This window comes from Delftia sp. Lp-1 (genome assembly GCF_020523835.1).
In the GTDB taxonomy this organism is placed as follows: domain Bacteria; phylum Pseudomonadota; class Gammaproteobacteria; order Burkholderiales; family Burkholderiaceae_C; genus Comamonas; species Comamonas acidovorans.
Window position 1 is genome coordinate 2,315,336 of the sequence record NZ_JAJALJ010000001.1, and the last position, 23,297, is coordinate 2,338,632.

Genomic DNA, 23,297 nt, shown 5'->3' on the forward strand with positions numbered 1-23,297 from the left:
GAGTCAGGAATGATGTTTTCCCCATGGCTGCTGGCCGGAGCACTTGCGCTGCCAGCCGTCGGCATGGCCGCCCAGGCCCAGGCCGCACCCGCAAGCCCGTCCAATCCCCCGTCCGCATCCGTTGCCTTGTCCGCCGAACAGGCGCAGGCGCTGGGCGTGCGTTTCGAACCCATTCAGGCGGCACAGCGCATCGAGGTCTCGGCCCACGCGCGCGTCGTGCTGCGGCCCGATGCCCAGGCCGTGGTGGCCGCCCCCTATGCGGGCGCGGTGCCGCGCGTGCTCGTGGCCCTGGGCCAGACGGTGCGCACCGGCCAGCCGGTGGCGGTGTTCACCAGCCCGCAGCTGTATGAGGCGCGGCGCGCGCTGCTGGAGGCCGAGTCCCAGTCGCGCCTGGCACGCCAGGCCCTGGCGCGCGACCAGGCGCTGCATGAGGACGGCATCATCGCCGCCAGCCGCTGGCAGGCCACGCAGGCCCGCGCCGCCGAGGCCGCGGCCATGGCCCAGGCGCGGCGCGCCGAACTGGCCGCCAGCGGCCTGCAGTTCGTCGGCAACGAGGTGCACCTGGTGGCGCCCCGCGCAGGCCTGGTGACCGAGGTGCTGGCGGTGCCGGGCGCGCGCGTGGAGGCCTCGGCGCCGCTGCTGCGCGTGGCCGACCCCAAGGCGCTGGAACTGGACCTGCTGCTGGGCCGCGAGGTGCCGCTGCCCGGCGTGGGCGACCGCGTTCAGGTGGCGGCGCGCGGTGCGCAGGGCAAGGTGGCTGGCATGGCCCCGGTCGGTGATGGATCGGCCGGCATGCGGGTGCGCGTTGCGCTGGAACGCGCTGGCGACCTGCGCGTGGGCGAAAGCGTGACCGCGTCGCTGGCCCTGGCCGGTGCGGACGCCGGGCCTTCCGGCGGCTCTGGCGGTGCACGCCTGCGCGTGCCCGCTGCGGCGCTGGCGCATTGGAACAACCGCACCGGCGTCTTTGTCGCCACCGGGCAGGGGGCGCGCTTCATGCCGCTGTCCGTGGAGGCCAGCGACGAGGCCACGGCCGTGGTGCGCGGCACGCTGCCGCCCAAGGCGCGCATTGCCGTGACGGGCATTGCCGCGCTCAAAGGCCTGCTGGGCGGGGGTGAGTGATGCTGGCGCGCCTCATCGATTTTTCGCTGCGCCAGCGCGCGCTGGTGCTGATGGCCGCCTGCGCGCTGGCCCTGGCCGGTGCCTGGGCCTATGTGCACCTGCCCATCGACGCGTTCCCCGACATCTCGCCCACCCAGGTCAAGGTGATCCTGAAGGTGCCCGGCATGACGCCCGAGGAGGTGGAGCAGCGCGTCTCCACGCCCGTCGAGCAGGAACTGCTGGGCCTGCCGCACAAGACCATGGTTCGCTCGGTGTCCAAGTACGGCATCAGCGACGTGACCGTGGATTTCAGCGAAGGCACGGACGTGTACTGGGCGCGCCAGCAGGTGTCCGAGCGGCTGGCCGGCCTGCAGCGCGAGCTGCCCGCCACGGCCGAAGGCGGGCTTGCCCCCATCACCACGCCGCTGGGCGAGATGTTCATGTTCACCATCGACGGTGAGCAATGGTCTCTGGCCGAGCGCCGCCATGTGCTGGACTGGGTGATTCGCCCTGCGCTGCGCACCGTGGCCGGCGTGGCCGACGTGAATGCCCTGGGCGGCATGGTGCGCGGCTACGAGGTGATCCCCGACCCCGCCCGGCTGCGGGCGCGCGGCGTGACGCTGGACCAGCTGCGCCAGGCGCTGGAGGCCAACAACCGCAACGACGGCGCAGGCCGGCTGGACCGCGGGGAAGAGCACTGGGTGGTGCGCGTGGAAGGCGGCGTGCGTGGGCTGGACGACCTGCGCGCCATTGTCGTGGTGCCCGCCCATGAGGGGCGCGTTGCCGCCACCGTGGGCGATGTGGCCACCGTGCGCCTGGGCGAAGCCACGCGCAACGGCGCCGTGAGTCGTGACGGACGTGGCGAAGCCGTGCAGGGCCTGGTGCTGGGACTGCGCGGGGTGGATGCGCGCAGTCTGGTGGACGCCGTGCAGGCGCGGCTGGACGAACTGGCTCCCCGGCTGCCCAAGGGCATGAGCACCCAGGTCTTCTACAACCGGGGCGACCTGGTCTCGCGCGCGGCGGGCACCGTGGTGCGCGCCCTGGTCGAGGCCAGCGTGCTGGTGCTGGTCACGCTCTACCTGTTCCTGGGCGGGCTGCGTGCGGCCCTGGTGGTGGCGGCCACGCTGCCGCTGTCCATGCTGGCCACCTTCCTGCTGATGCGCCATGCGGGCCTGACGGCCAACCTCATGAGCCTGGGCGGCCTGGCCATCGCCCTGGGCATGCTGGTGGATGCTGCGGTGGTGGTGGTGGAGAACATAGAGACCGCGCTGGCGAATGAGTCTGCGGGCGGAACGGCCATCGAAACGGCAGGCAGCTCCCCGCCGCAGGACCGGGCCGTGCTGATCCGCCAGGCGGTCTCGGCGGTCTCCGTGCCCATGCTGGCCGGCGTGTCCATCATCGCTATCGTGTTCCTGCCGCTGCTCACGCTGCAGGGGCTGGAGGGCAAGCTGTTCGCGCCGGTGGCGCTGACCATCGTGCTGGCGCTGGGGGCCTCGGTGCTCATCGCCTTCACCGTGGTGCCTGCGCTGGCCTCGCTGCTGCTGCGCTCGCATGGCGGCGATGAACCCTGGCTGATGCGGCGCGTGGCCCGGGGCTTCGAGCGCATGCAGCGCTGGAGCCTGGCCCACCGGCCTGCGGTCTTCGGCATTGCCGGGGCATCGCTGGCCGGGGCGGCCGTGCTCTACCTGTCCGTGGGCAAGACCTTCATGCCCACCATGGATGAGGGCGACATGATCGTGCAGCTGCAAAAGACGCCCTCCATCTCGCTGGCCGCTTCGCTGGACATGGACGGGCACGTGCAGCGCGCGATGCTGGAGCAGGTGCCCGAGATCCGCTCCATCGTCGCGCGCACGGGCTCCGACGATCTGGGCCTGGACCCCATGGGTCTGAACGAGACCGATACCTTCCTGGTGCTGCGCCCGCGCGACGAGTGGCGCGGCAGCAAGGAAGACATCGCCGAGGCCATACGCCACCTCATGCAAGGCTTTCCGGGGCTCATCTACGGCTTCACCCAGCCCATAGAAATGCGTGTCTCCGAAATGCTGACCGGCACGCGCGGCGACGTGGCCATCAAGATCTTCGATCCCGACCTGGCGCGGCTGGACACTGCCGCCCAGGCCGTGGCCGCGCGCATGCGCGCGGTGGCCGGGGCCTCCGAAGTCATCGCGCCCAGCAACAGCGGCGTGCAATACCTGCAGGTGGCGCTCAACCGCGCGGCGCTGGGCCAGTCCGGGCTCAGCGGCGATGGCCTGCAGGCGCAACTGCGCGCCCTGGTGGAAGGCGAGCGCATTGGCATCGTGCCCGAAGGCGTGGCGCGCACGCCGCTCATCCTGCGCGGCGGGGCGGCGCTGCGCCAGTCGCCCGAAGGCCTGGCCGGGCTGCTGGTGACGGCGGCGGACGGCAGCAGCTGGCCATTGACCTCCCTTGCCACGCTGGCGGCCCGCGACGGCCCCGTGCGCGTGGACCACGAAAACGGCGCACGCTTCGCCGTGGTGCAGGTCAACGTCGAAGGGCGCGACCTTGCCAGCTTTGTGCGAGATGCCCAGGCGGCCGTCGCTGGTGATGCCGGCCTCAAGGACATGCGCATCGTCTGGGGCGGCCAGTTCGAGAACCAGCAGCGCGCCGCCGCACGGCTGGCGCTGGTGGTGCCGCTGGCGCTGGGCGCCATCTTCGTGCTGCTGGTGCTGACCTTCCGCTCGCCCAGGCAGGCGCTGCTGGTCATTGCCAACATCCCGTTCGCGCTGGTGGGCGGCATGGCCGCGCTGAGTGCGGCGGGCGAGTACCTGTCGGTGCCTGCCTCGGTGGGTTTCATCGCGCTGCTGGGCATTGCGGTGCTCAACGGCGTGGTCCTGGTATCGCACTTCAACAACCTGCTGGCTGCGGGCCAGCCCCTGTCCCAGGTGGTGCGGCACGGCGTGCGCGACCGGCTGCGGCCCGTGCTGATGACGGCCTGCATCACCGCGCTGGGCATGGTGCCGCTGCTGCTGGCCAGCGGGCCGGGCTCGGAGATCCAGCGGCCGCTGGCCATCGTGGTGGCGGGCGGGCTGGTCAGTTCCACGGCGCTGACCCTGCTTCTGCTGCCCTTGCTGTTCGAGCGCTTCGGCCTGCCGCGGCGTGAGCGGGAGGCCCGGTCATGAGCACCACCCACACCACCACCACCTCTCCCCACTGCAGGGCGCAAGGCCTTGCCGGACTCTCTTTCAGGAACATGCCCATGAAACACCTGCTGCATGCCTGGGCCGCTGCCTTGCTGTGTGCCTGCGCTGTCCAGGCCCAGGCCCAAAGCCATCTGCCGCCCGAGGCCGCCGTGCGCGAGGCCGTGGCCCGCTCTCCTGCCGTGCAGGCGGCCGATGCCGCGCAACGCGGCGCTGCGGCACGCGCCCAGGCCCTGCGCGCCGGCCCGCATGAAACCGTGGTGCGTGCCAGCGGCCAGCGCCGCTGGGTGCACGACGGCTCGGGCCAGCGCTTTACCGAAGGGCAGATCGCCATCGAACGCCCCCTGCGCCTGGGTGGCAAGGCCGAGTCCGATGCGCAGCTTGCCGAAGCGACCCAGGCCGCATCGCGCGTGGCGGCCCAGGATGTGCGGCACGAAGCCGCACGCCAGTTGCTGGCGCTGTGGTTTGCCGCACAGCGCGCAGGCCAGGCGCAGCAGACCGCCCGGGACAATGCCGACGCTGCCGCCGAACTGGCCCGCGTCACCGAACGCCGGCTGCGCGCAGGCGATGCCGCCAGGCTGGACGCCGAACTGGCCGCCGCCGAGCACGCGCGCATGCAGGCCGCGCTGGCAACCGCCCAGGCCGCGCACCAGGCGGCCCAGGCGGACCTGCAGGCGCGTTTTCCGGGCCTGGAGGCTGCGAGGACGAAGGAGGGGGAGGCTGCGCCACCGCTGCCCGATCTGCCACTGATGCCGCAGCAGCCACCGGCCCAACTGCGCCTGCGCTACATAGAGCACAGCCACGAATACCTGCTGGCCCAGGCCGAGGAAACCCTGGCACTGCGCCAGGCCCGCCGTGCCGATCTGGAGCGCCAGCCCGACCCTACCGTGGGCGTGTTCGCCACCAGTGAGCGAGGGGGCAGCGAGCGCATTGCGGGCGTCAGCCTGTCCGTGCCCCTGGGCTCGGTGCACCGCCAGGCCCAGGCCGACCAGGCCCTGGCCGATGCCGACGCCGCGCTGTCCCGCCGCCTGGCGGCCGAGCGCCGCCTGGGCGCGGAGTTCGACGTGCTGTGGAGCCTGCTGGCCGGCAAGCGTGCCGCCGCCCAGGCCCAGGCTCGCGCCGCCACACTGCAGCAGGGCGCCGCCGACCGCGCACTGCGCGCCTACCGCGCCGGTGAATCGGGCCTGACCGAACTGCTGGCCGTGCGCCGCACCCTGGCCGAAGCGCTGCTGGCCGAACGCCTGGCCCGCAGCGAGGCGCTGGAAGGCGACAGCCGCCTGCGGCTGGATCTGCATGAGCTGTGGGATTTTGATGACTGAGTGCGGCTGCAGCCCGCGACAATCCGTGTACAGCGACGCAACCCCAGCCAATCCATGAGACCCAGGATCCCTCCCCTCAAACGTCTGCTTGTTCTCGTCACGGTGGTGGTGCCAGCCCTGGCTTGGTGTTTGGTCAAACCAGTGCGCGTGATGGCTCCCGGGCTGGCCGGCGTGTCCTGTACGGCGGACCGGATCTGCGTGGATGATGTCTCGCGGCTGGAGCAGGCCAGCGCCATGGTGGAGGAGGCCCATGGATTCCTGGCGGCGCGTCTGGGCACTGCGCCGCACCGGTCCCGGGTGGTGTTCTGCGTCACCCAGGCCTGTGCGGACAGCTTCGGGCTGGGCGCGCGCTCTGCCATGAATCTGGCGGGCCTGGGCACGGTCATAGGCCCCAGGGCCTGGACCGCCTACTACCTCCGCCATGAACTCATCCACCAGGTGCAGAGCGAGCAACTCGGCATCGTCCGCATGCTGCTGCGGCCCGCATGGTGGACCGAAGGCATGGCCTATGACCTCAGCGAGGACCCGCGCCCCGTGCTCGCCGAGCCCTGGCAAGGCTACAGAGCCAGATTCCGGGCATGGCATGCCCGGGCTGGCGACGCGGGGTTGTGGACTGCGCCGCTCTAGGGTCGACCACCGCCCAGCGTCGCAATCAACTGCTCGTACATGGCATCCACGGCCGCCGAGCCCTGCGAGGCCTTGCTGCGCAGGGCCGACACTTGCATGGACACCAGCGGCGGCAGCTCGAAGCCGGCCGGCAGGTTCTGCAGCACCTGCAGGTGCGGGGGCACGCTGCAGCGCGTGAACACCGCCACGGCCAGGCCGCTTTCCACGGCGGCCAGCTGGCCGGCAAGGCTGGAGCTGTGATAGACCACGCGGTGCGCGCGCCGCTGGGCCGCCAAGCTGGACAGCGCGGCCGTGCGGGCCAGGCTGGCGGCCTCGTAGACGGCAATCGGCAGGGGATTCTTCCTCCACACCTCGTGCTGCGGCGCGCCCACCCAGACCAGGGGCTCGTGGAACAGCAGGCGTCCACGCTGGGGCCTGTCACGTGAGACCAGGGCCAGGTCCAGCGTGCCGCGCACCACCTGCGGGATGAGTGCGGTGGACTGCTCGCAGGTCAGCTCGATCTCCACGCCCTGGTAGCGGCCTGCAAAGCTGCGCAGCACGGGCGTCAGATAGGTGGATGCGTAATCGTCCGGCACGCCCAGCCGCACGCGTCCGGACAGGTCGGGGCCGAACAGGGCCTCCTGCGCCTGGGTCTGCAGCTCCAGCATGCGCCGGGCATAGCCCAGCAGCTCGGCGCCGGCGGGCGTGAGCTGCAGATGGCGCGGGCCGCGCAGCAGCACGGGCCGGCCCAGGGCGGTCTCCAGCTTCTTGATCTGCATGCTCACGGCGGCCTGTGATCGGTGCAGCAGCGGCGCGGCAGCCGAGAGCGAGCCCGCATCCACCACGGCCACCAGGGCGCGCAGCCAGTCGATCTGTAGGTCGGGGTGGTTCACGGCACGCTCCATGGATTCGAATATCGAATACTAAACCTGCAAACTATTTGCTTTACGAGAATTTACTGCCACGAGACGATCGCGGCCATGCAAGACAGAACCCATTCCTTACAGGCCGCATCCGTAGCCTCCGCCGCGCCCGCACAAGCCGCTTCCACAGCGCAGGAGACACGCGGCCAGTGGCTGATGATCGCGGGCGGCGTGCTGCTGGGCACCGTGGGCATATTTGTGGAAGAGGCCCGCCAGCATCCGTTGGTCACCGTGCTGTTTCGCTGCGCCTTCGGCGCGCTGGCGCTGCTGGCCTGGGGCATGGCCACGGGCCGCGTGCGGGAGCTGCGCGTGCGCGGCAGGAGCTGGCCGGTGGTGGCGGCCACCGGCGTCCTCATGGTGCTGAACTGGGCGCTGTTCTTTGCGGCCATACCGCTGACCTCCATTGGCGTGGCCACCATCGTGTTCCACATCCAGCCGGTGTGGATCATGCTGTTCGGCACCCTGGTGCTGCGCGAGGCCGTGGCGCCACGGCAGGTGGCGGCCATGTTGGCGGCGTTGCTGGGACTGGTGTTGACCACGGGGCTGCTGGGTGGCGATGCGGCGGCCTGGGGGCCGGACCATGTGTCTGGCCTGCTGATGTGCCTGGCCGGCTCGCTGTGCTATGCGGCCGTGACCATCCTGGCCAAGACCGAGAAAGTGGTCACGCCGTTTGCGCTGGCCTGGTGGCAGTGCGCGGTCGGCACCGTGCTGCTGCTGTGGGTGCCGCTGGTTCATGGCTGGCCGCAGGCGCTGTCGTCCTGGGCGTGGCTGGCCGGGCTGGGCGTGCTGCACACGGGCCTGGCCTATGCCATCCTTTTTGCGGGCATGGCCCGCCTCACGCTGGGCCGCATCGCCGTGCTGCAGTACGTCTATCCGTTGACGGCCATCGTGCTGGACTGGGCCGTCTACGGGCGTGCGCTGGACGCCGTGCAACTGGCCGGCGTGGGCCTGATGGCCGGGGCGCTGCTGGTGGTCAAGGCCCGACAGCTGCGATGAGCTGTGCGGGCCTTGGCGCAGGGCCTACTCCTTGCCCAGCGCCTTGTACTGCTCGTACAGCTCGTCGGCCAGCCGGCGCAGGGCGCGGCCTATGGCGGCGTACTCGTACTCGTTGAGGTTGGCCAGCGAGGCACGACCAGAAGGCCGGTCGGACCCGAAGCCCCGGCCCGGCAGCAGCACGATGCCGGTCTCATCGGCCACGCGGAACAGCATGTCGCCCGTGGACGACTGCTGCACGGCCCATTGCGAGAAGGCCTCGCCATAGAGCCGGCAGGTCACGTTCTGCAGGTCGATCAGGGTGTAGTAGTTGACCGAGTTGGGATTTTCCAGCGGGGGCATGCCCAGCTCGCGGTACAGCGTGGCCTCGCGGCGGCGGATCAGCTGCTTGAGGGCCTGCTTGTAGGCGTCCGCTTCATCCATGAGCGCAAACAGCGAGAACAGCACCATCTGCACCTGCTGCGGCGTGGACAGGCCGGCCGTGTGGTTCAACGCCACCACGCGGCTGTCGGCCACCAGGCGGTCGATGAACTTGAGCGAGCGCACATCGGGCAGCAGCGAGCGGTAGCGGTGGTCCAGCGCCTTCTTGGCGGACTCGGGCAACTGCGCCAGTGCATGGTCGAACACGTTGTCCTTGTGCGCCGCGATCACGCCCAGGCGCCAGCCCGTGGCCCCGAAATACTTGGAGAACGAATACACCAGCAGCGTGTTCTGGGGGCAGACCGAGAACAGGGACTGGAATTCATCGGCAAAGGTGCCGTAGACATCGTCAGTCAGGATCAGCAGGTCGGGCCGCTGCTCGGCCACGATGGCGCGCACGCGGTCCAGGCTGCGCTGGTCCATCTTCACGGACGGCGGGTTGCTGGGGTTCACGCAGAAGAAGATCTTGACGTCCGGGTCCTTGAGCTTGTCCAGCTCGGCGTCGGAGTACTGCCAGCCGTTGTCGGGGTCGGCGTGGATGGGCACTTCCTTGAGGTCGTACTGGGCCAGTTCGGGGATCTCGATATACGGCGTGAACACCGGCATGCCGATGGCCACCTTGTCGCCGGCCTTGAGCAGGCCGCTGATGCGCAGGCTCTCGAAGATATAGGCCATGGCCGCCGTGCCGCCCTCGACCGCGAACAGGTCCACCGACTCGGGCGGCACGGCGCCGCCTGCCATCTCGCGCACGATGTACTGGCGCACGATCTGCTCGCTCACGGTGAGCATGCGCGGCGGCACGGGGTAGTTGCAGCCCAGGATGCCGTCCACCATCTCATGCAGGAAGGCGGCGGGGTCCAGCCCCAACTGGTCGCGCACATAGCTGAGCGACTTGCCCAGGAACTTCACGCCCTCCTGGTCGCGGTGCTCGGCGATGAAGCGCTCGAAGCGGCCCTCGATGCCGTCGAGCTTGGCCAGCCCGCCCACGCCCACCGTCATGTAGGAGTACGACAGCTCCGACTCCGCCGCCGCGAACAGCCCCAGCCGGAAGAACGCCCGGCGCGGCGTGGTCGCCAGGAAGTTGGGATTGCCGCGCCCCGCATTGAGCATGAGGCGGTTGGCCTTGCCCGAGGCCACCTTGATCAGTTCGTCCTTGAGTTCGAATGGGCTCAAATTCGCCAGACTCCGATAATCCTTGCTCATTGCGCAGCTCCTTGTGATGGTCCTTGGTGGTCCTTGGGAATAGATCAGGGGTGTTCAGGCAAAGGCGATGACCAGCGGCCCCAGCAATGTGAGGAACACATTGGCCAGCGCATAGGTGATCGCAAACGGTGCCGTGGGAATCGAGTTGCCGGCCTTGTCCAGAATCTCGCCAAACGCCGGGTTGGCGCTGCGCGCCCCCGACAGCGAGCCCGCGAACACGGCCACGTTGTCATAGCGCAGCACGTACTTGCCGAACAGCATGGCGATCAGCAGCGGCACGATGGTCACCACCACGCCCAGCAGGAACAGCGTCAGGCCCTGCTGCATCACCGTGGTCACGGCCTGCTGGCCCGACTGCAGGCCCACCATGGCCACGAAGCCGGCCAGGCCCAGGTCGCGCAGCAGTGTGGAAGCGGCCGTGGGCATGTTGCCGAAAGTGTGCTTGCGGCTGCGCCACCAGCCGAACAGCAGGCCCGCCAGCAGGGCGCCGCCGCCGCTGCCCAGCGTAATGGGAATGGAGCCCAGGCGCAGCACCAGCAGCCCGATCAGCAGGCCCACCGTGATGCCCAGGCCATGGAAGACAAAGTCCGTCTTGTCGCTGGGCACGATGATGGGGCCCACCGACTGCGCAGCCTTCTGCACATCCTGCGGCGTGCCGAACAGCGTCACCACATCGCCCGGCATGACCATGGTGGCCGGCGCAATCGGCACCGGCGTGCCTGCGCGCATCAGCGCCACTGCGTATACACCGTGCTTGAACTCCTGCGACAGGCTGTCCAGGATGTCCTTCACGCTGCGGTTCAGGTACTGGTTGTTGGAGATGGCCACGTCGCGCCGCACCATCACCACGTCCATGCCCTCGGCGCCCTGCAGCTCCTCGCCCACCGAGGCGCCCAGCGCCACCACGGCCGCACGCCGGCCCACCAGCAAGATGATGTCGCCGGCCTCCAGCGCCAGGCTGCCGTCCACGCCCACCATCGCGTTCCTGCGCTGTATGCGCTCCACCGTCACCGTGCCGCCGTTGGCGGTGGCGCTGGCCTCCAGCTCCGCCACGGTGCGGCCTGCCTGTCCCACGCGGAAAATGCGCCCCACCAGATCCGGCACGGCCGGCGACTCGCCGGTTCCGTACACGCGCACGCCCTTGAGCAGCTCCTGCTCGGCCTGAATCGCGTCCTCGCGGATCTTGCGGCCCGTCAGCCACTGCAGCACGTTCACGCACATGATGATGGCGCCGAAGGAGCCGAAGATATAGGTCACCGCATAGCCGATGGCCACATTGGCCTGCATGCGCTGCACCTCGTCGGGCGCCAGCCCCAGCTTCTCGATAGCCGAACCCGCCGTGCCGATGATGGCCGACTGCGTCAGACCGCCCGCCGCCAGCCCCGCCGCAAGCCCCTTGTCCAGATGGAACACCCGGGCGATCACCACCACCGTGACCAGCCCCGACACGGCCACCACCAGGGCCATCAGGATCTCCTTGACCGACTGCCGCCCCAGCGAGCGGAAGAACTGCGGCCCGCTCTCGAAACCCACGGCATAGATGAACAGCGCAAACAGCACCGCCTTGATGCCCGAATCGATGGTCACCCCCACCTGGCTGATCAGCACCGCCGCCAGCAGCGACCCCGCCACGCCCCCCAGCTGGAACGACCCGAACCTGAACTTGCCCACCCAGTAACCGAGCGCCAAGGCCGCGAACAGCGCGATTTCCGGAGCCTGATGAAAGATGCTTCTGAGAAAGTCCACAGCCACCTCTGCTTCTGGGTTGAGGTCCACGGCGGTGCAAGGCAACGGAAGCTGCTGCCCCGGGAGGGCAGGGGGCATTGCGTGCGCGTGGACTGGGAAACGGCGAGTCGCTATTGGAAATAGCTATCGAAAATACTTCTGCACAAATGATTGTGACCAAGAAATATTCAATCGAATATGGCTATTTCATTGGCTTCTTTGGGTCGATCCTTATTGAGAACAGAGCCACTATTCACGACAAAGACCAACGGCAATGTAGGACTGCGCCGTCAGCAAAAGCGGATACATATACAGGCCTGCCTTGCTTGCAGGCCTTGGGTTCGAGTTTTTGGATGAAATCTATTGCCCGCCAGCTGAATTCATCAATCACGCATCTCGCGCCCAGATGAGGTGGAGTTCTCCATCCACAAAACCGGCGCTCACCGCTTGCGACTGGCGCAGCCGAAGGGCTCCCGCTGCTTCCGAGGCCACGTAGGAGCCAAGCAGTTTCCTGGCAGCAGCAAGTCCCTTCTCCCACTCGCTTCCCACGACTTCGTGCGGCAACTCGAAGTGAGGATCGTCGGACATGAATATGTCATCGCACGCCCAGTCCGGGTCCTGCGGGTCGTAGGTCGGGCAGCCCACAATCTGGAGCTCGTGCGATGTGGGCGAGTCATACAGATTGAAGTGGAATGCTGCGATTCCTTCTGGCAGATCGCCGGAAAGTGTTTCGTCGACCCATTGGGAAAATTGCTTTTCAATTGCTTTTCAATTGCTTTCATGGTTTCAATATTCTGATGCAATGTGGATCAAAAAATCTTTCCATCATATAGGGAAGTCTGAAAAAATAATTGATTCGCATGCTTCAAAAAATATCCGGCTCCGGCACAGCCCGCCCAAAGCCCGTCTCCAGAAAATCAAAATCGCATCCCTCATTGGCCTGCAGGATATGGCGGCCGAACAGCCAGCCGTAGCCGCGCTCGTAGCGTGCGGGCGGGGGAGTCCATGCGGCGCGGCGCATGAGCTTTCGCGTGGTCGAGCGCCTGCGCACATCCCGTGGCGCGTGACCCGACCGGGGCCGCAGCGCGCAGGAACTGGACACCGACCTGATGCTCTTCGAGCAGCGTTACCCCACGCTCAATCCAGCGGCCCAGCATGAATTGCTGGTATAGGCCATGTCACCGGGCCTGCACTGGACGCCCCTGGGCCTGCGCGCCACCCGCCTGTTCCTGGGCCGGTAGGCCCTTCGACCCTCTTTACCTACCCGAGAAAAATCATCTGGTCATTGGGCAAGACGGGCTTGCTCTTTGACCCATTCCCGGCTTTTGCCACGCACACACCAATCTGGATTCTTAACCCAGTCCGTAAAATATATGGTGGGGTGGTCTTTCAAAACGTTGCAGCGGGTATAGCCCATTTTTGGCATAGCATAGTACTGATAAGGCGTAATTGCAAAAAGACAAAAAAACATAATAAAAACTCCTGCGGCTATGGCGGATAAAAAAATACGCGTTGGAATTTTTATGGCGTCCTCCATGCAAGGGATTGCTTTTTGTATTGCAATTATAATTCCTGTGATTGAAATTATTGGCACACACAACGCAATTGGATAAAATGGTGTGATTCTTACTGATGGAGCGAGTTTATTTAAATCATCTACGGTTTGATATAGAGAATATAAAATACTCCAAATTGACATTGCTAGAAGCAGCAGAAAAAGTGGAATATTCCAGATTAGTGATTTTCTGATTTCGGTTAAATTTCTTTTGTCCATTTAAAGACTCATAAATTTTTGCGACTGATCAGGCATGGTCGGTTATTAGGAAATAATTTTTTTATTTCCCGGTGTTTATAGATTCTATTTAAGTCTATCCCGGTAGAGGGTGCCATTAAGGCCATGGCTGGGCGTTTCGGGTCCAGTACCCGCTTCATGCGACCGCTATTCGCTGCCGCCACCGCTGCTAAGGACTGGGCCTAGTGTTTGCGCGGAAGCGTAGTGATTTCTGGGGAGCCAGCGAGGAGTTGTTCTGACACACATGCAACCACACTACGCGGATAGGTCAGAAAGATGTAGGCCTTGTGATCTGCACTTTTTGTTTATGGATTTAGCTTGGTGCTACCGCCTAGACGGGCTTGCTCATTAACCCACTCCCTGCTTTTGCCGCGTACGCACCAGTCAGGGTTTTTCACCCAGTCTGAAAAATAAATATTTGGATGGCCTTCTAATATATTGCAGCGTGTATATCCTAATCTGGGCATGGCGTAGTACTGAAGAGGTGTAACAACAAGAAGACAGAAGAGCATAATTCCTCCCCCTGTGATTACGGAGATCGCAAGAATGCGTTCTGAGATTTTTAAAGTTCCTGCTTTGCAGGGGATTGCTTTTTGTATCACTGATACAAGTATCGTAGCTCCCATTATTGGGAAATATACCCCGACCAAATCACCAGGTGTGATTCTTACCGAGGGGGCTGAATTTTTTAAATCGGCGATTGTTTTTAGAAATGAATTTTCTGTATTCCAAATTGAAAAAAATAAAACAAATAGAATTGATGGAATTCCATATATTAATGATTTTCTAATATCGGTTAAGTTGTTTGTTTTCATTTTTATATCCGTCAATTTTTCCTGTTGATAGGAAGTGGCAAGCTATTATTTGGTTCCGAAGACGCATAATTGTATTTTATTCTTTCACTTTGGCCATTTAATTTTTCCTCAGTCACAGCATTGGGATTGATGCGATATATCCCATGGGGAGTACTGTCTGTTTGCATTTTTAATGCGAAAATCACATTCTTCTTTATATCCCAAGTCTCGTCAATTCTATTCAAAGCTATCCCAGACAAGAACACTGCGACAGCCATTGTGACTAACGGCAAGATGGCAAGAGTTGCTGCACCTACGCCCACCACTAATCCTGCTCCAAGGCCCACCATCGTCGCCAACCCAGCCTTGACCGCCTCCACCCCAATCCCTCCCACCAGGTCATGCATGGTCTTCTCGTCGTTGAAGATGAAGTCCAATGTCTCCACGCTGATACCCACAACCAAGCTCAAGATGAAGCCCCCTCTGGCCACGCCTTGAAGGCCGCGCATGCCCAGACCCATCTGGACCATGCGGGGATTGGTGGTGAGAAAGCGCGTGCCCTGCAGCAGATTGCCGCGGAACCCGGCTCGGCCCGTGATGATGATATAGGTGCCCTTGGGAGTCGCCTTGACATAGGTGCGCGCACCGGCAAGGCGCAATGCAATCAGCGTTCTGGTGAACAGGTACGCGTCATTGGCCAGCATGGAGGCGGGGATGGTCCAGGGTTTGCCGGCATTGGGGCTGGCCGTCTGCGTCCAATACCGGCCCAGGGCGCTTTGGGCCAGGATGGCGCGCAGGCTGGCCTCCAGGCGTGGGTCATTGCGCGACCTGTCTTGCAGGACGCCTAGGAACTCTTGCGGCGTGAGTACCACCACGTCCACCTGCTGGCTGTCCATGGCACGGGTAATCTGCCTGTTGAAGGCCTTTTCATAGCTGATATACGGGCGGGTGAGATCTGTGGATGTTGCCATGGCCTGCAAGCGAATGGTTAATGGAATGAATAAGGAAATGGTGGTTTGCCAAATGCCAGAAAAATCACGAACGCAGGCCTCCCATCAGGCCTGGGGTAAATCAGGTCCGATCAAGGTATGAGAGTGGGAATTGCGCGTTCGCAATCATTCCCAAGGCCAATGTCAATCAATGGCCTGGGAATTCCGTTGTGGGAGTCCGGCTATTTGATTTCTTGGGTATCTGGAAGTCAAGCAGAAAGGCTGGTGGCTGATTATTTTCAGATTATTCCTAGATGCATATACGAGATGCATGCCTTGAGTGCAGTCGATATGGATTTGGAATGGGGAAGAGGGCGGTGACAAGGCTTTGCCAGTCAGTGCAGCCATTTGCCCCAGTGGACGCAGGCCAGCCGGCACCGCCGTGCTGCGGGACTTTGCGGCCACAGGCACGGCGCCGTGGCGATACGGACATGAAGACCCGGTACAAGGAAACCGCGCGCAGCGGGCTGGCGGTCCATATCATCGGGTGCCGAGCGGGCGCGGCAGCACAGCCCCAACCGCAACGGCCAGCCGCCATCATCCACCCCGGTCACAACCTCGCACATCCATGACAGCCGGTGAAAGATTGAAGACTTGGGCACGACGCATCAAGCGCGATGGCGTCACCCTGTGGTTTGCCTGCAAGAGCCCCCAGACGCCCTGGTATGCCAAGACCCTGGGCGCCTTTGTGGTCGCCTACGCCCTGAGCCCCATCGACCTGATCCCTGACTTCATCCCCGTGCTGGGCTATGTGGATGACGTCCTGCTGCTGCCCGCGCTGATCTGGCTCACCGTGCGGCTGCTTCCCCCGGCCGTGCTGGCCGACAGCCGCCAGCAGGCCGAGGCCTGGATGCAGGTCCAGGGCCGCAAGCCCCGAAGCCGTGCCGGAGTCGCCCTGGTGGTGAGCGTCTGGCTATGCGTTTGCGTGGGAGTCTTCCTTGCGTTCCGAGGGCGCTGGGGTCTTTGAGCGCGGAGCCTTGCCGGGCTGAGCGGCGGCGGGCGGGCAACACAAGGATGCGGGAGCTGTGCCTGAGCGCTGTATCATCTCGCCCAGGTGCTGAACACACCTTCACAGGCGGTCCCGCCACACTCCCGAAAGCAGTTGGACGTACTCACAGGAGGCCTTATGGCTGCTTTCCTTGCGGGCGTATCAATGCCCGAACCCTCTCCCAATCCTTTGCGTGGTCCCGTGCTTCGAGCACTTGGGCATTCCTTTGCGTCAGCCGCCAAGCGTGCTCATTGAGGAGTTGCCATGCTGTACTTTCAACTTTCTGAGCCCGAGTACAACAGCCTGCGGCGCGTGCAGGATCAGTTGGGGCTGATTTCCAGTTTGATCATTGGAGCCTACCCGGGGCATGCCTTGGAGCCGGTGACTCCTGGGCAATTGCTTGCGTTTATTCAGGCGCAGGAAGAGGCGCTTGAGGGGGTGATGGGGGGTGTGAGTGAACGCGGGGTGGTGAGGGCGCCGGATTGACTGGGGTGCTGCCCTGGGCGGCCACGCATGTAATGCGTGGCCTTTCTGGGTGCTTTTGCGGTTGCTAGCAGGGTTTGGAGCACGTGGAGAGCTGGGCTATTGGGGACTGCTCTCGGCCAGAAGCGGTCTTTGGCGGCAGATCGAAGCGGACGCTCGACGTCGAAGCTCACCCGCGTCGGCTGCTTGCGCGCAGACGAGGCACAGCACCTTAGTCGGCGTCGGGTGGAGCTTCTTGTTAGCGCAAATTGTGGGTCATGACACCCTGCAAATCCTCAAATGCAGCATTGACCCTTCTCTCCTTGCTTAAAATTCCGTTGAAGCATGTCGCCGTTACAACATAATCTTGATCAATAAAATCGTTTGTTATGGTCGCGCCGTTTGCGGTTTCGATACCGCCCCGTGAAAGCCAGTCGATCGATAGCCAAATACGGGCATATGTGAATCTCAATAAAATCGGTTTCTGGCGAAGAAATGATTTCGCCTTATTTTGCGAAAACTGAGCTCGCCGAAAAACATCTGTGAGAAAATATGGCGCTGCTTTCTTAATCATTGCGAGCCGTTCCTCCCTGGCTACCTTCCCCGCACGAAGTGCTTTCAATGATTCCTCACTGATCACGGTCTTTAACGTCTGGACAAGCTGCTGAAGCTTTTCCTTGTTAGCCTCACCATTCAATTCATCTGCAACAACTTCCTGCTGAACTGCCAAGATGCGTTCTGCGATAGCCTCAGTTTTCGAGCCGTCTTGGCCATCCGAAATTTCCCTAAGGAGCTCCCTGAGCCATCTCGTAACCAGACAGTCAATCATTCCCTCATTGGCCACACGCCCAGACTCAATTTCCTTTTTAATAGCAACACCAATCGGCGTCGAAACATGCACCCGATTCGCAAAGCCTGAAAGGGTTGCTAGTGACCGCTGCATCGTTGATTTCCAGCTACCCGACTTCAACATTTCCAGCATGGCGATATCTGGAAGCACTATTCTCAGGTCGTTGTGCGAACGAAGAAGCTCTCCGAGACAATCGGCTCGAAGATAGTTTTGATCGATGACTAGCAATCTATTAAATTTACTCATAAGCGCTAACGTGATTTAGACCGCAAAACTTACGGGATAAAAACGGGCCATGCGGGGTATTTCGAACACTGGTTTCTTCTGGAATTGGTTTGCAGCTTGGGCTTGCGGTCAGCGTGCTGTTTAAAAATTCCCGCCAAACCCCGCAAGCTTCTACCCAACAAATTATAGGCTCGCACCAGGCGCTTAGGCGGTGCGATTTCGACGGCGAGCCAGCGGGGGGCGAATCAACGGCAGCTTTGGGGTAGTTCTTCTTTCAAACGGCAGCTGCGGGTCGGCAGCCGACGGCTGGCTGGCTGCCTCAGGCTGTTAGCGGCGCTCCCTTGCTGGACGTTTCTAAAGAGGATTTTCATGATGCTTGCCAGTCGGTTGTCCTGGTAAGAGTGCGGCTATCTGGCGCGGAGAAGCGCTTGTTGACTCCGTCTGGTCAGCGCCTTTGTCGGAAGCTGAGCCGCAACTAATTGCTCAAGTGAGTAGCGGTCTGTGCAAAGCGCGCGTAGAAGCCCGATATATAATAAGTGGTCCGACGATACTTCTTCGAAGTTCAGAGCTCTATTCAATTTGCTTTTGATCCAGTGCACAGATTTCGTCGAGACATCAGGCAGGGCAGAGTTCACATTGGTTTGCAGCGCAATTTTTATGTCGGCCAGGGAAGTTCTACACGCAGAAAGCACGTCTTGTCGATCAGCCCCGAAGAAGCGCCAATGTCTTTGAAATAAATGCTTCTCACGCTTTCGTACATTGCGTTTGAATGACCGATCTGAAATGACACTCATCTTGAACGTGGTCAGCATCACATCCGGTGCGTGAAAGATGGGCCGAACAACTAAAGACTGGGAAAGGCCAATCCGGTCGAGCAACGGATGGATGGGGCGCGGACCCCACGTGGTTCCGATCTTGGTTCCCTTAATGTTCTGACATTCTTGGCAAGATGGCACCAAGTTCCACGAATAAACGGAGAACCAAGAAAAATATTCCTTAGGCAGGTAGTGATCTATTGTGCCTAAGCCCCCCCTTCCGCAGTATGGGCAGCTACGCGTTCTGGCTTGATTTGCCCGATCTTGGATAAAAGAAAATATGCCGCTACCGGCGCGACCTTCACTGTACTTAGATAGGAGCGCTTGTTTAAGTGCATTTGAAATCGGGGGGGTTCCCGGCACAGGCCTTCTCAACGCACTTCGGTAATGTGCATACTGCTTGATAATCTCTGAGCGACTATTGCGGATTTCGATATTATGATGCCCGATCTCGGGTATTTCCTCCAGCAGATCTGCATCATTCACTTCAGTGAAGAAAAGCGGCTTCATACGTTGTGGTCGCGCGTGAGATCAAGCATGATAGCTCTTGCTGTTTCGCCTAGCTGATTCCGAGTCCGCGACAGCTCCTCATCGGATCGCGGTTTCTCGAGATATTCTTCGATGCGTTGCTGGAAATACTCCTTTATGTTCCAGTCGTCAAAGATGACGTTTGAGAGCTCTGTAAGTCCTGCGCCCAGTGTTTGAATCATCGGCTCATAATCAACGATGGAACCTTCCTCAATATCGGAACGTTTGAGCACATGAACGGCAGCGTCCGGCGTTTCTCGGACAATAAACAAGGAGTGAGTTGCGATTATGCAATGCGCTCGTCGCGCTCTTAGTAGTAATCCTAGTAAACGCATTAGATCTGCAATCATCCTCGGGTGCAGAGACAGTTCCGGCTCGTCGAGTAGCACCAAACCCCTTTCAGGGATATCTCGTATTAGAGTGGCGGCTAAGCCGAAGAGTGCACGCTCGCCAGAACTCAGATGACGAGGATTGCCTTCACTCACGAAGACTGGTGCATTTCGATAGTCCACTAGCCCAAAGAGCGCCGTCTTCCTCCCTTCAGGAGCGGTGAATATCCCCCGAAGTTGAGCATACCGTCGGTCGCGGACAGTGTGAGTAGTGAACTCAATAGAACGATCGTCTTCTATCAGAGGCAGAGCGATCTCGTCTAGCGCCAAGAATCCTGAAATCGCTCGCCTCAATGTGCGGTATTGGGTGCCGTCTCGGTCACGGGTTATCAGTGCGACGGTTTTCGATATGGTCTCCCAACCGGCGGCTGTTGCCGGGTGGTTTCTAACTCTCGCTGCAATTTCACTCGGAAGAGCTCCAACGTCATCCAATGGTGAGGGTAAAAAGAGAATTGGGCCGAATGTTTCGGTTGCGCACGCTAGCTCGCGCAATAATCGACTCTTGCCAACTCCGTTCACTCCAACAAGAACGTTGACATTGCTTGCTCCAAGAGCGTCCTCCATAAATGAGAACTCAATTTTACCTTTGCCTATTAGGTTTGTTGCGAATTTGATCTTAGTGGGCCGCTCAATCGGTGGCCTTCTGGCGCTAAGCTGATTCGGTAAATCGAACACCGCCAAAAATGTGGCGTCCGATCGCAGCAATGATTGGCCATACTCAGGTCTAGTCTGAAACCATATCAAGTCCTGATTCTCTGGTTGCTTACTGAGTAGCAGTCCTACATCATTAGCTTCCTGAAGGAGCTCTTCAGCATCATTTCGGCCTACTAAGTCGATTAATTTTTCATACTCGTGCGAATCGATCAATGCAGATAGAAAGCGATAGCTTTTAAGCGCCTGATGTATTGGCAGCACAGCGTCCGGTGTCCCTGCCAGTATTTTTCGTAGTAAGTCGGATGTCTTGAGCTCCACAGTTTCAGTGAGATGATCGGCGATAAGCAGCTTTCCGGGCAAAGCGGCCGATATGCCGTCGGACTGTATTGCAAACACGTCCACATGGCTAACTGTGCCAAAATCATTGAACCGCTCATTGGAGGGGCACACCAGCAGACAATTTAAGTCTGATGTAAACAGAGACTGCAATCGCTGTTTAGCGAACACAGTTTTTGACAAACAAACAAATATCCTAGATTCCATGACATCTTCCGGCGAGAGAGCGTTGCCAGTGTAGCGGGGTTCGCGGCAGGGATTCACTTAGATCATTCTGCTTTGCCTGGCAGAATAGATCTGAGAGCTCGATTTCCGAACTGCCTTGCTCACGAGGAATTTTCCATACAGTCTCGCTGCAAAGCAGGCAAACGCAACACAATCTCGAACTTCCGCTTTGGGTCGAAAGCAGACCATCTACAAAATCAATTGCCATTCCCAACCCTATCCCGAGTCCCCCGACATCCCGCACCAAACGCCGAGCATCCCCAAAACGACTTCCCCGCAGCAGGCCCACGCTTCGCAACCCTCTTAACCATGGCTTTCCCGCATTGAGGACAGCCGGGTATTGGGGCAGCAGCCGGTTGCACTGTGTCAAAAGCATGCTCCGTCTTGACGGGCTCGGCCACAGGCACAGGGTTTGCCAAAGGTGTGGAAGTCCGGGCCTTGGTTGTTGAAGCCGCTTCTGTCTGGGCCTTTGCCTCCTTCAGCAATTTCATGAGCGCGGCGCCGTCCATGAGGTGGATATTCCTCCCCGCAGCAAACGCCACAGCCTCCTGAGTGAACCGGCCAGAGGTCACCACAAAGCCGGCAGCAGCACCATCAGCAGCCATGACTCCATATAGCTCGCGCACCGTGGAAACGCCCACCTTGAAGGCTTTCCACTGCTTGCATTGCACCAGTGTCTTTTCGCCATCCTTCGAGAGGATCAGGTCCACGCCACCATCAGGCCCGCCGCCACCGGTTTCCTTGACGCTGTAGCCGCGCCGACGAAATCCCTCACCCACCAGCGTTTCGAACTCCCGCCATGACATGTTCTGCAGCGCATCCGCGCTGGAGCTGGCCGAGGTGGTTTCGAACAACCGGCTACGGCGGCGCTGGCGCACGGCGGAAATGGCCGCGCCGGCCAGGCAGATGATGGGCAGGATGTATTGGCCTGCAGTGGCCAGGCCCTGCCATATGGCCGTGGTGGCCAATTGGCCGATTTGCTGCGGGCTTTGCGCTGCAGGCAGGGGACGGATGGCAATGGAGTGCAGCACCATGTAGCTGGTGAGAGCCAATGCAATGCCAGCCCACCAGGGCAGCAGGGCGATCAGATCCATGAGGTCTTCTGCCGTGCTGGTCTTTCGTTTTCTTGCCACTCCCGCTCCTCCATCGTTCAAATTGCTAAACATTTTGCAACATTTATGGGTGAGGCGAATTCCTGTGCCAATGGGTGCGGTGAAATCAAGAGAAATTGACACTGATGGTGTCTTCTGGTTGGCGATGAATGTGTGCAATGCGCTATTGATTGCATAGCAGGTGGTGTATGCCTGGTCTGCGAAATTCCTTGCCTTGTCATTTGGGGCAATGGACTGATCGTGCTTATTGCCATGGGTCGCGCAGGGGACAGGCTCCTTGGAGTGTGAGAGAGCAGTCCGGCTGCTGTCCTTATCCCCAGTGCTGTATGAATTTGTGTCACTTGTTTGGGGGACATACAGGGCCATGGTGGCTACCTAGCATCCGGTCGACTGGAGCGCAAAAGGAGGGCGGGCGACGACTGCGGTGCGGTCATTTCTTCAACGCCGCCGCTTGTTTGCACACCGATTCGAGGCCGAATCCGGCCTTTCACCATCAGGAGCCTTCGCCATGTCCGACGCTGCAAATTCAACGAATGCCTTTACCCCGTCTGCCGATATCTACAAGGGAATCTCCGTTCTCAGTTCAGAGGACTGGATCGGGCTGACGACGTTCTTCGAGTCTGCAGTCACCGACAACCCGACCACTACGGAGCTGATGCGCGCCATGCTGGGCATGCAGAAGCAGGATGATTTCAGGCCCGAGTTTTCCGAAGCGGTGGAGCTGTTCGTCACGCTCAAGGGTGTTGGCCAGAAGTTCAAGGCCGATGTGCAGGACAAGATGCTGACCCTTGCCGACGATATCGTTCAGTACAACGATGTGGCGGCAACCACCTATGAACGGTTGATCGAGCTGGTGGACCGTTTCGATCTGGAGGGGGCGCCCACCCCATCGGCGGAGCCGGCGGTGGAAGCGAAATGGAAGGCCCTGGTCAAGGTTTGGGAAAGCGATACGCCCAGCGGGCGTTCGGAGCAGATCAAGCGCAATTTCAGCAGCGCGCTGGAGCAGTTGATTGAAGACGCCAATGCACGATCGGTGCGTGCCTTCGCGCTGCAGAACTCCATTCTTGACAACGGCAACGGAATACTGGTGCGCCTGAATGCCTGCAAGACCGCATTCAATGGACAAAAGCAGAAGTTCACGACCACGCTGGGCGCCGAGGGTGCTGCCAACCAGAAGCTGAAGGCCGCCGTGGAGAAGCTGGAGAACGACTTGAAGGCCCTGCGCCGCAAGGAAAAGGATGAAGTCATCGTGCTGTCCACGTCTCCGGCCTATCTGGCGATTCCGCTTTTCGGGCCGCTGATTCTGGCGGGGGTGGATATCGGTGTGGGTGCGGACCTTGCGGTCACGCGCAGGAAGATTGCCGAGAAGGTCGATGAGGTGAGAACCATCCAGGCCACGATGGCCACGAACGAGCGCTTCATCGGCTACTACAACCGAAGCAATGATCGCTTTGACAGCATCAGCAAGAGCATTGAAGACCTGGGTCCCAAGCTCAAGACGCTGGGCGAGGCATGGCGTGCGATTTCTGCCGATCTGGGCAACATACACAAGGTCTTGAGCACCACCGGCCGCAAGTCCCTGCAAGGGGAAAACTGGTTCAGCCTGACGGTGGTGCTGGGCACGGCCAAGAAGGGCTGGGCGCGTGTCGCCGGACAGGCAGACCATTTCCGTCGTTTTGGCGGCACGCCCAAGAAG

The 23,297-nt window shown here is 61.5% G+C and carries 20 protein-coding genes; 8 read left to right on the forward strand and 12 right to left on the reverse strand.

From position 1 onward, the window contains the following. Positions 1 to 9 precede the first annotated feature (9 nt). The 4 genes from LGR64_RS10395 (at position 10) to LGR64_RS10410 (ending at position 6,199) form a co-directional block, all read left to right on the forward strand. Positions 10 to 1,119, forward strand: coding sequence for an efflux RND transporter periplasmic adaptor subunit (locus tag LGR64_RS10395; protein ID WP_141831851.1), 1,110 nt, complete (start codon positions 10 to 12; stop codon positions 1,117 to 1,119). Beyond that, on the forward strand, positions 1,119 to 4,235 hold the full coding sequence (locus LGR64_RS10400; RefSeq protein WP_230355373.1) for an efflux RND transporter permease subunit: 3,117 nt from the start codon (positions 1,119 to 1,121) through the stop codon (positions 4,233 to 4,235). Before LGR64_RS10395 ends, LGR64_RS10400 begins: the two co-directional genes overlap by 1 nt. Before the next feature lie 77 nt (positions 4,236 to 4,312). Then, complete coding sequence (locus LGR64_RS10405) at positions 4,313 to 5,572, forward strand: TolC family protein (protein ID WP_230355374.1); 1,260 nt, start codon at positions 4,313 to 4,315, stop codon at positions 5,570 to 5,572. A gap of 129 nt (positions 5,573 to 5,701) precedes the next feature. After that, a complete protein-coding gene (locus tag LGR64_RS10410) occupies positions 5,702 to 6,199 on the forward strand; it encodes a hypothetical protein (protein WP_230355375.1) in 498 nt (165 codons plus the stop codon). On the opposite strand, the gene LGR64_RS10415 is transcribed toward LGR64_RS10410, so the two are convergent. Beyond that, on the reverse strand, positions 6,196 to 7,083 hold the full coding sequence (locus LGR64_RS10415) for a LysR family transcriptional regulator (protein ID WP_230355376.1): 888 nt from the start codon (positions 7,081 to 7,083) through the stop codon (positions 6,196 to 6,198). The two genes, LGR64_RS10410 and LGR64_RS10415, sit on opposite strands and share 4 nt — an antisense overlap. 75 nt (positions 7,084 to 7,158) lie before the next feature. Here LGR64_RS10415 and LGR64_RS10420 point away from each other — a divergent pair, with 75 nt between their 5' ends. Beyond that, positions 7,159 to 8,097, forward strand: a complete 939-nt coding sequence (locus LGR64_RS10420) for a DMT family transporter (RefSeq protein ID WP_230355377.1) — start codon at positions 7,159 to 7,161, stop codon at positions 8,095 to 8,097. A gap of 24 nt (positions 8,098 to 8,121) precedes the next feature. On the opposite strand, the gene LGR64_RS10425 is transcribed toward LGR64_RS10420, so the two are convergent. From LGR64_RS10425 to LGR64_RS10455, 7 genes are all read right to left on the reverse strand, one after another. Further along, positions 8,122 to 9,717, reverse strand: a complete 1,596-nt coding sequence (locus LGR64_RS10425; RefSeq protein ID WP_026062323.1) for a bifunctional aspartate transaminase/aspartate 4-decarboxylase — start codon at positions 9,715 to 9,717, stop codon at positions 8,122 to 8,124. Positions 9,718 to 9,771: 54 nt separating this feature from the next. Then, positions 9,772 to 11,463, reverse strand: a complete 1,692-nt coding sequence (gene aspT, locus LGR64_RS10430) for an aspartate-alanine antiporter (RefSeq protein ID WP_034398603.1) — start codon at positions 11,461 to 11,463, stop codon at positions 9,772 to 9,774. A 366-nt stretch (positions 11,464 to 11,829) separates the two neighbouring features. Further along, positions 11,830 to 12,030 carry a hypothetical protein gene (locus LGR64_RS10435; RefSeq protein ID WP_230355378.1) on the reverse strand — a complete coding sequence of 67 codons (201 nt, stop codon included), beginning with the start codon at positions 12,028 to 12,030 and terminating at the stop codon, positions 11,830 to 11,832. Positions 12,031 to 12,307: 277 nt separating this feature from the next. After that, positions 12,308 to 12,463: a hypothetical protein gene (locus tag LGR64_RS10440; protein ID WP_185750957.1), complete on the reverse strand. Its 156-nt coding sequence runs from the start codon at positions 12,461 to 12,463 to the stop codon at positions 12,308 to 12,310. A gap of 261 nt (positions 12,464 to 12,724) precedes the next feature. Then, positions 12,725 to 13,216 carry a hypothetical protein gene (locus LGR64_RS10445; protein ID WP_141831868.1) on the reverse strand — a complete coding sequence of 164 codons (492 nt, stop codon included), beginning with the start codon at positions 13,214 to 13,216 and terminating at the stop codon, positions 12,725 to 12,727. 323 nt (positions 13,217 to 13,539) lie between these two features. Then, positions 13,540 to 14,049: a hypothetical protein gene (locus LGR64_RS10450; protein ID WP_230355379.1), complete on the reverse strand. Its 510-nt coding sequence runs from the start codon at positions 14,047 to 14,049 to the stop codon at positions 13,540 to 13,542. A gap of 11 nt (positions 14,050 to 14,060) precedes the next feature. Next, positions 14,061 to 14,999 (reverse strand): hypothetical protein, encoded by a 939-nt coding sequence (locus LGR64_RS10455; RefSeq protein WP_230355380.1) that lies wholly within the window; start codon positions 14,997 to 14,999, stop codon positions 14,061 to 14,063. 586 nt (positions 15,000 to 15,585) lie between these two features. Between LGR64_RS10455 and LGR64_RS10460 the strand changes: the two genes are divergently transcribed. Both LGR64_RS10460 and LGR64_RS10465 read left to right on the forward strand, forming a co-directional pair. Next, positions 15,586 to 15,984, forward strand: a complete 399-nt coding sequence (locus LGR64_RS10460; RefSeq protein ID WP_230355381.1) for a YkvA family protein — start codon at positions 15,586 to 15,588, stop codon at positions 15,982 to 15,984. A gap of 285 nt (positions 15,985 to 16,269) precedes the next feature. Beyond that, positions 16,270 to 16,491: a hypothetical protein gene (locus LGR64_RS10465; RefSeq protein ID WP_230355382.1), complete on the forward strand. Its 222-nt coding sequence runs from the start codon at positions 16,270 to 16,272 to the stop codon at positions 16,489 to 16,491. A gap of 235 nt (positions 16,492 to 16,726) precedes the next feature. On the opposite strand, the gene LGR64_RS10470 is transcribed toward LGR64_RS10465, so the two are convergent. The 4 genes from LGR64_RS10470 to LGR64_RS10485 form a co-directional block, all read right to left on the reverse strand. Further along, complete coding sequence (locus tag LGR64_RS10470; protein WP_230355383.1) at positions 16,727 to 17,563, reverse strand: hypothetical protein; 837 nt, start codon at positions 17,561 to 17,563, stop codon at positions 16,727 to 16,729. A 386-nt stretch (positions 17,564 to 17,949) separates the two neighbouring features. After that, positions 17,950 to 18,867 carry an HNH endonuclease gene (locus LGR64_RS10475; protein WP_230355384.1) on the reverse strand — a complete coding sequence of 306 codons (918 nt, stop codon included), beginning with the start codon at positions 18,865 to 18,867 and terminating at the stop codon, positions 17,950 to 17,952. Further along, entirely contained in the window at positions 18,864 to 20,471 is a 1,608-nt protein-coding gene (locus tag LGR64_RS10480; RefSeq protein WP_230355385.1) for an AAA family ATPase, read from the reverse strand. The genes LGR64_RS10475 and LGR64_RS10480 overlap by 4 nt, the downstream gene beginning before the upstream one ends. Before the next feature lie 215 nt (positions 20,472 to 20,686). After that, positions 20,687 to 21,622, reverse strand: a complete 936-nt coding sequence (locus LGR64_RS10485; RefSeq protein ID WP_230356176.1) for a restriction endonuclease — start codon at positions 21,620 to 21,622, stop codon at positions 20,687 to 20,689. A gap of 487 nt (positions 21,623 to 22,109) precedes the next feature. Between LGR64_RS10485 and LGR64_RS10490 the strand changes: the two genes are divergently transcribed. Continuing rightward, positions 22,110 to 23,297, forward strand: a 1,188-nt coding sequence (locus LGR64_RS10490) for an alpha-xenorhabdolysin family binary toxin subunit A (RefSeq protein ID WP_230355386.1), incomplete at its 3' end; no start/stop codon positions are given.

Excerpts from the sequence above, each read along its gene's own strand:
- LGR64_RS10395 (WP_141831851.1), top strand. The coding sequence starts at position 10 with ATGATGTTTTCCCCATGGCTGCTGGCCGGAGCACTTGCGCTGCCAGCC.
- LGR64_RS10400 (WP_230355373.1), top strand. The coding sequence starts at position 1,119 with ATGCTGGCGCGCCTCATCGATTTTTCGCTGCGCCAGCGCGCGCTGGTG.
- LGR64_RS10405 (WP_230355374.1), top strand. The coding sequence starts at position 4,313 with ATGAAACACCTGCTGCATGCCTGGGCCGCTGCCTTGCTGTGTGCCTGC.
- LGR64_RS10415 (WP_230355376.1), bottom strand. The coding sequence starts at position 7,083 with ATGGAGCGTGCCGTGAACCACCCCGACCTACAGATCGACTGGCTGCGC.
- LGR64_RS10420 (WP_230355377.1), top strand. The coding sequence starts at position 7,159 with ATGCAAGACAGAACCCATTCCTTACAGGCCGCATCCGTAGCCTCCGCC.
- LGR64_RS10425 (WP_026062323.1), bottom strand. The coding sequence starts at position 9,717 with ATGAGCAAGGATTATCGGAGTCTGGCGAATTTGAGCCCATTCGAACTC.
- LGR64_RS10435 (WP_230355378.1), bottom strand. The coding sequence starts at position 12,030 with ATGTCCGACGATCCTCACTTCGAGTTGCCGCACGAAGTCGTGGGAAGC.
- LGR64_RS10440 (WP_185750957.1), bottom strand. The coding sequence starts at position 12,463 with ATGCGCCGCGCCGCATGGACTCCCCCGCCCGCACGCTACGAGCGCGGC.
- LGR64_RS10445 (WP_141831868.1), bottom strand. The coding sequence starts at position 13,216 with ATGGACAAAAGAAATTTAACCGAAATCAGAAAATCACTAATCTGGAAT.
- LGR64_RS10450 (WP_230355379.1), bottom strand. The coding sequence starts at position 14,049 with ATGAAAACAAACAACTTAACCGATATTAGAAAATCATTAATATATGGA.
- LGR64_RS10455 (WP_230355380.1), bottom strand. The coding sequence starts at position 14,999 with ATGGCAACATCCACAGATCTCACCCGCCCGTATATCAGCTATGAAAAG.
- LGR64_RS10460 (WP_230355381.1), top strand. The coding sequence starts at position 15,586 with ATGACAGCCGGTGAAAGATTGAAGACTTGGGCACGACGCATCAAGCGC.
- LGR64_RS10465 (WP_230355382.1), top strand. The coding sequence starts at position 16,270 with ATGCTGTACTTTCAACTTTCTGAGCCCGAGTACAACAGCCTGCGGCGC.
- LGR64_RS10470 (WP_230355383.1), bottom strand. The coding sequence starts at position 17,563 with ATGAGTAAATTTAATAGATTGCTAGTCATCGATCAAAACTATCTTCGA.
- LGR64_RS10475 (WP_230355384.1), bottom strand. The coding sequence starts at position 18,867 with ATGAAGCCGCTTTTCTTCACTGAAGTGAATGATGCAGATCTGCTGGAG.
- LGR64_RS10480 (WP_230355385.1), bottom strand. The coding sequence starts at position 20,471 with ATGGAATCTAGGATATTTGTTTGTTTGTCAAAAACTGTGTTCGCTAAA.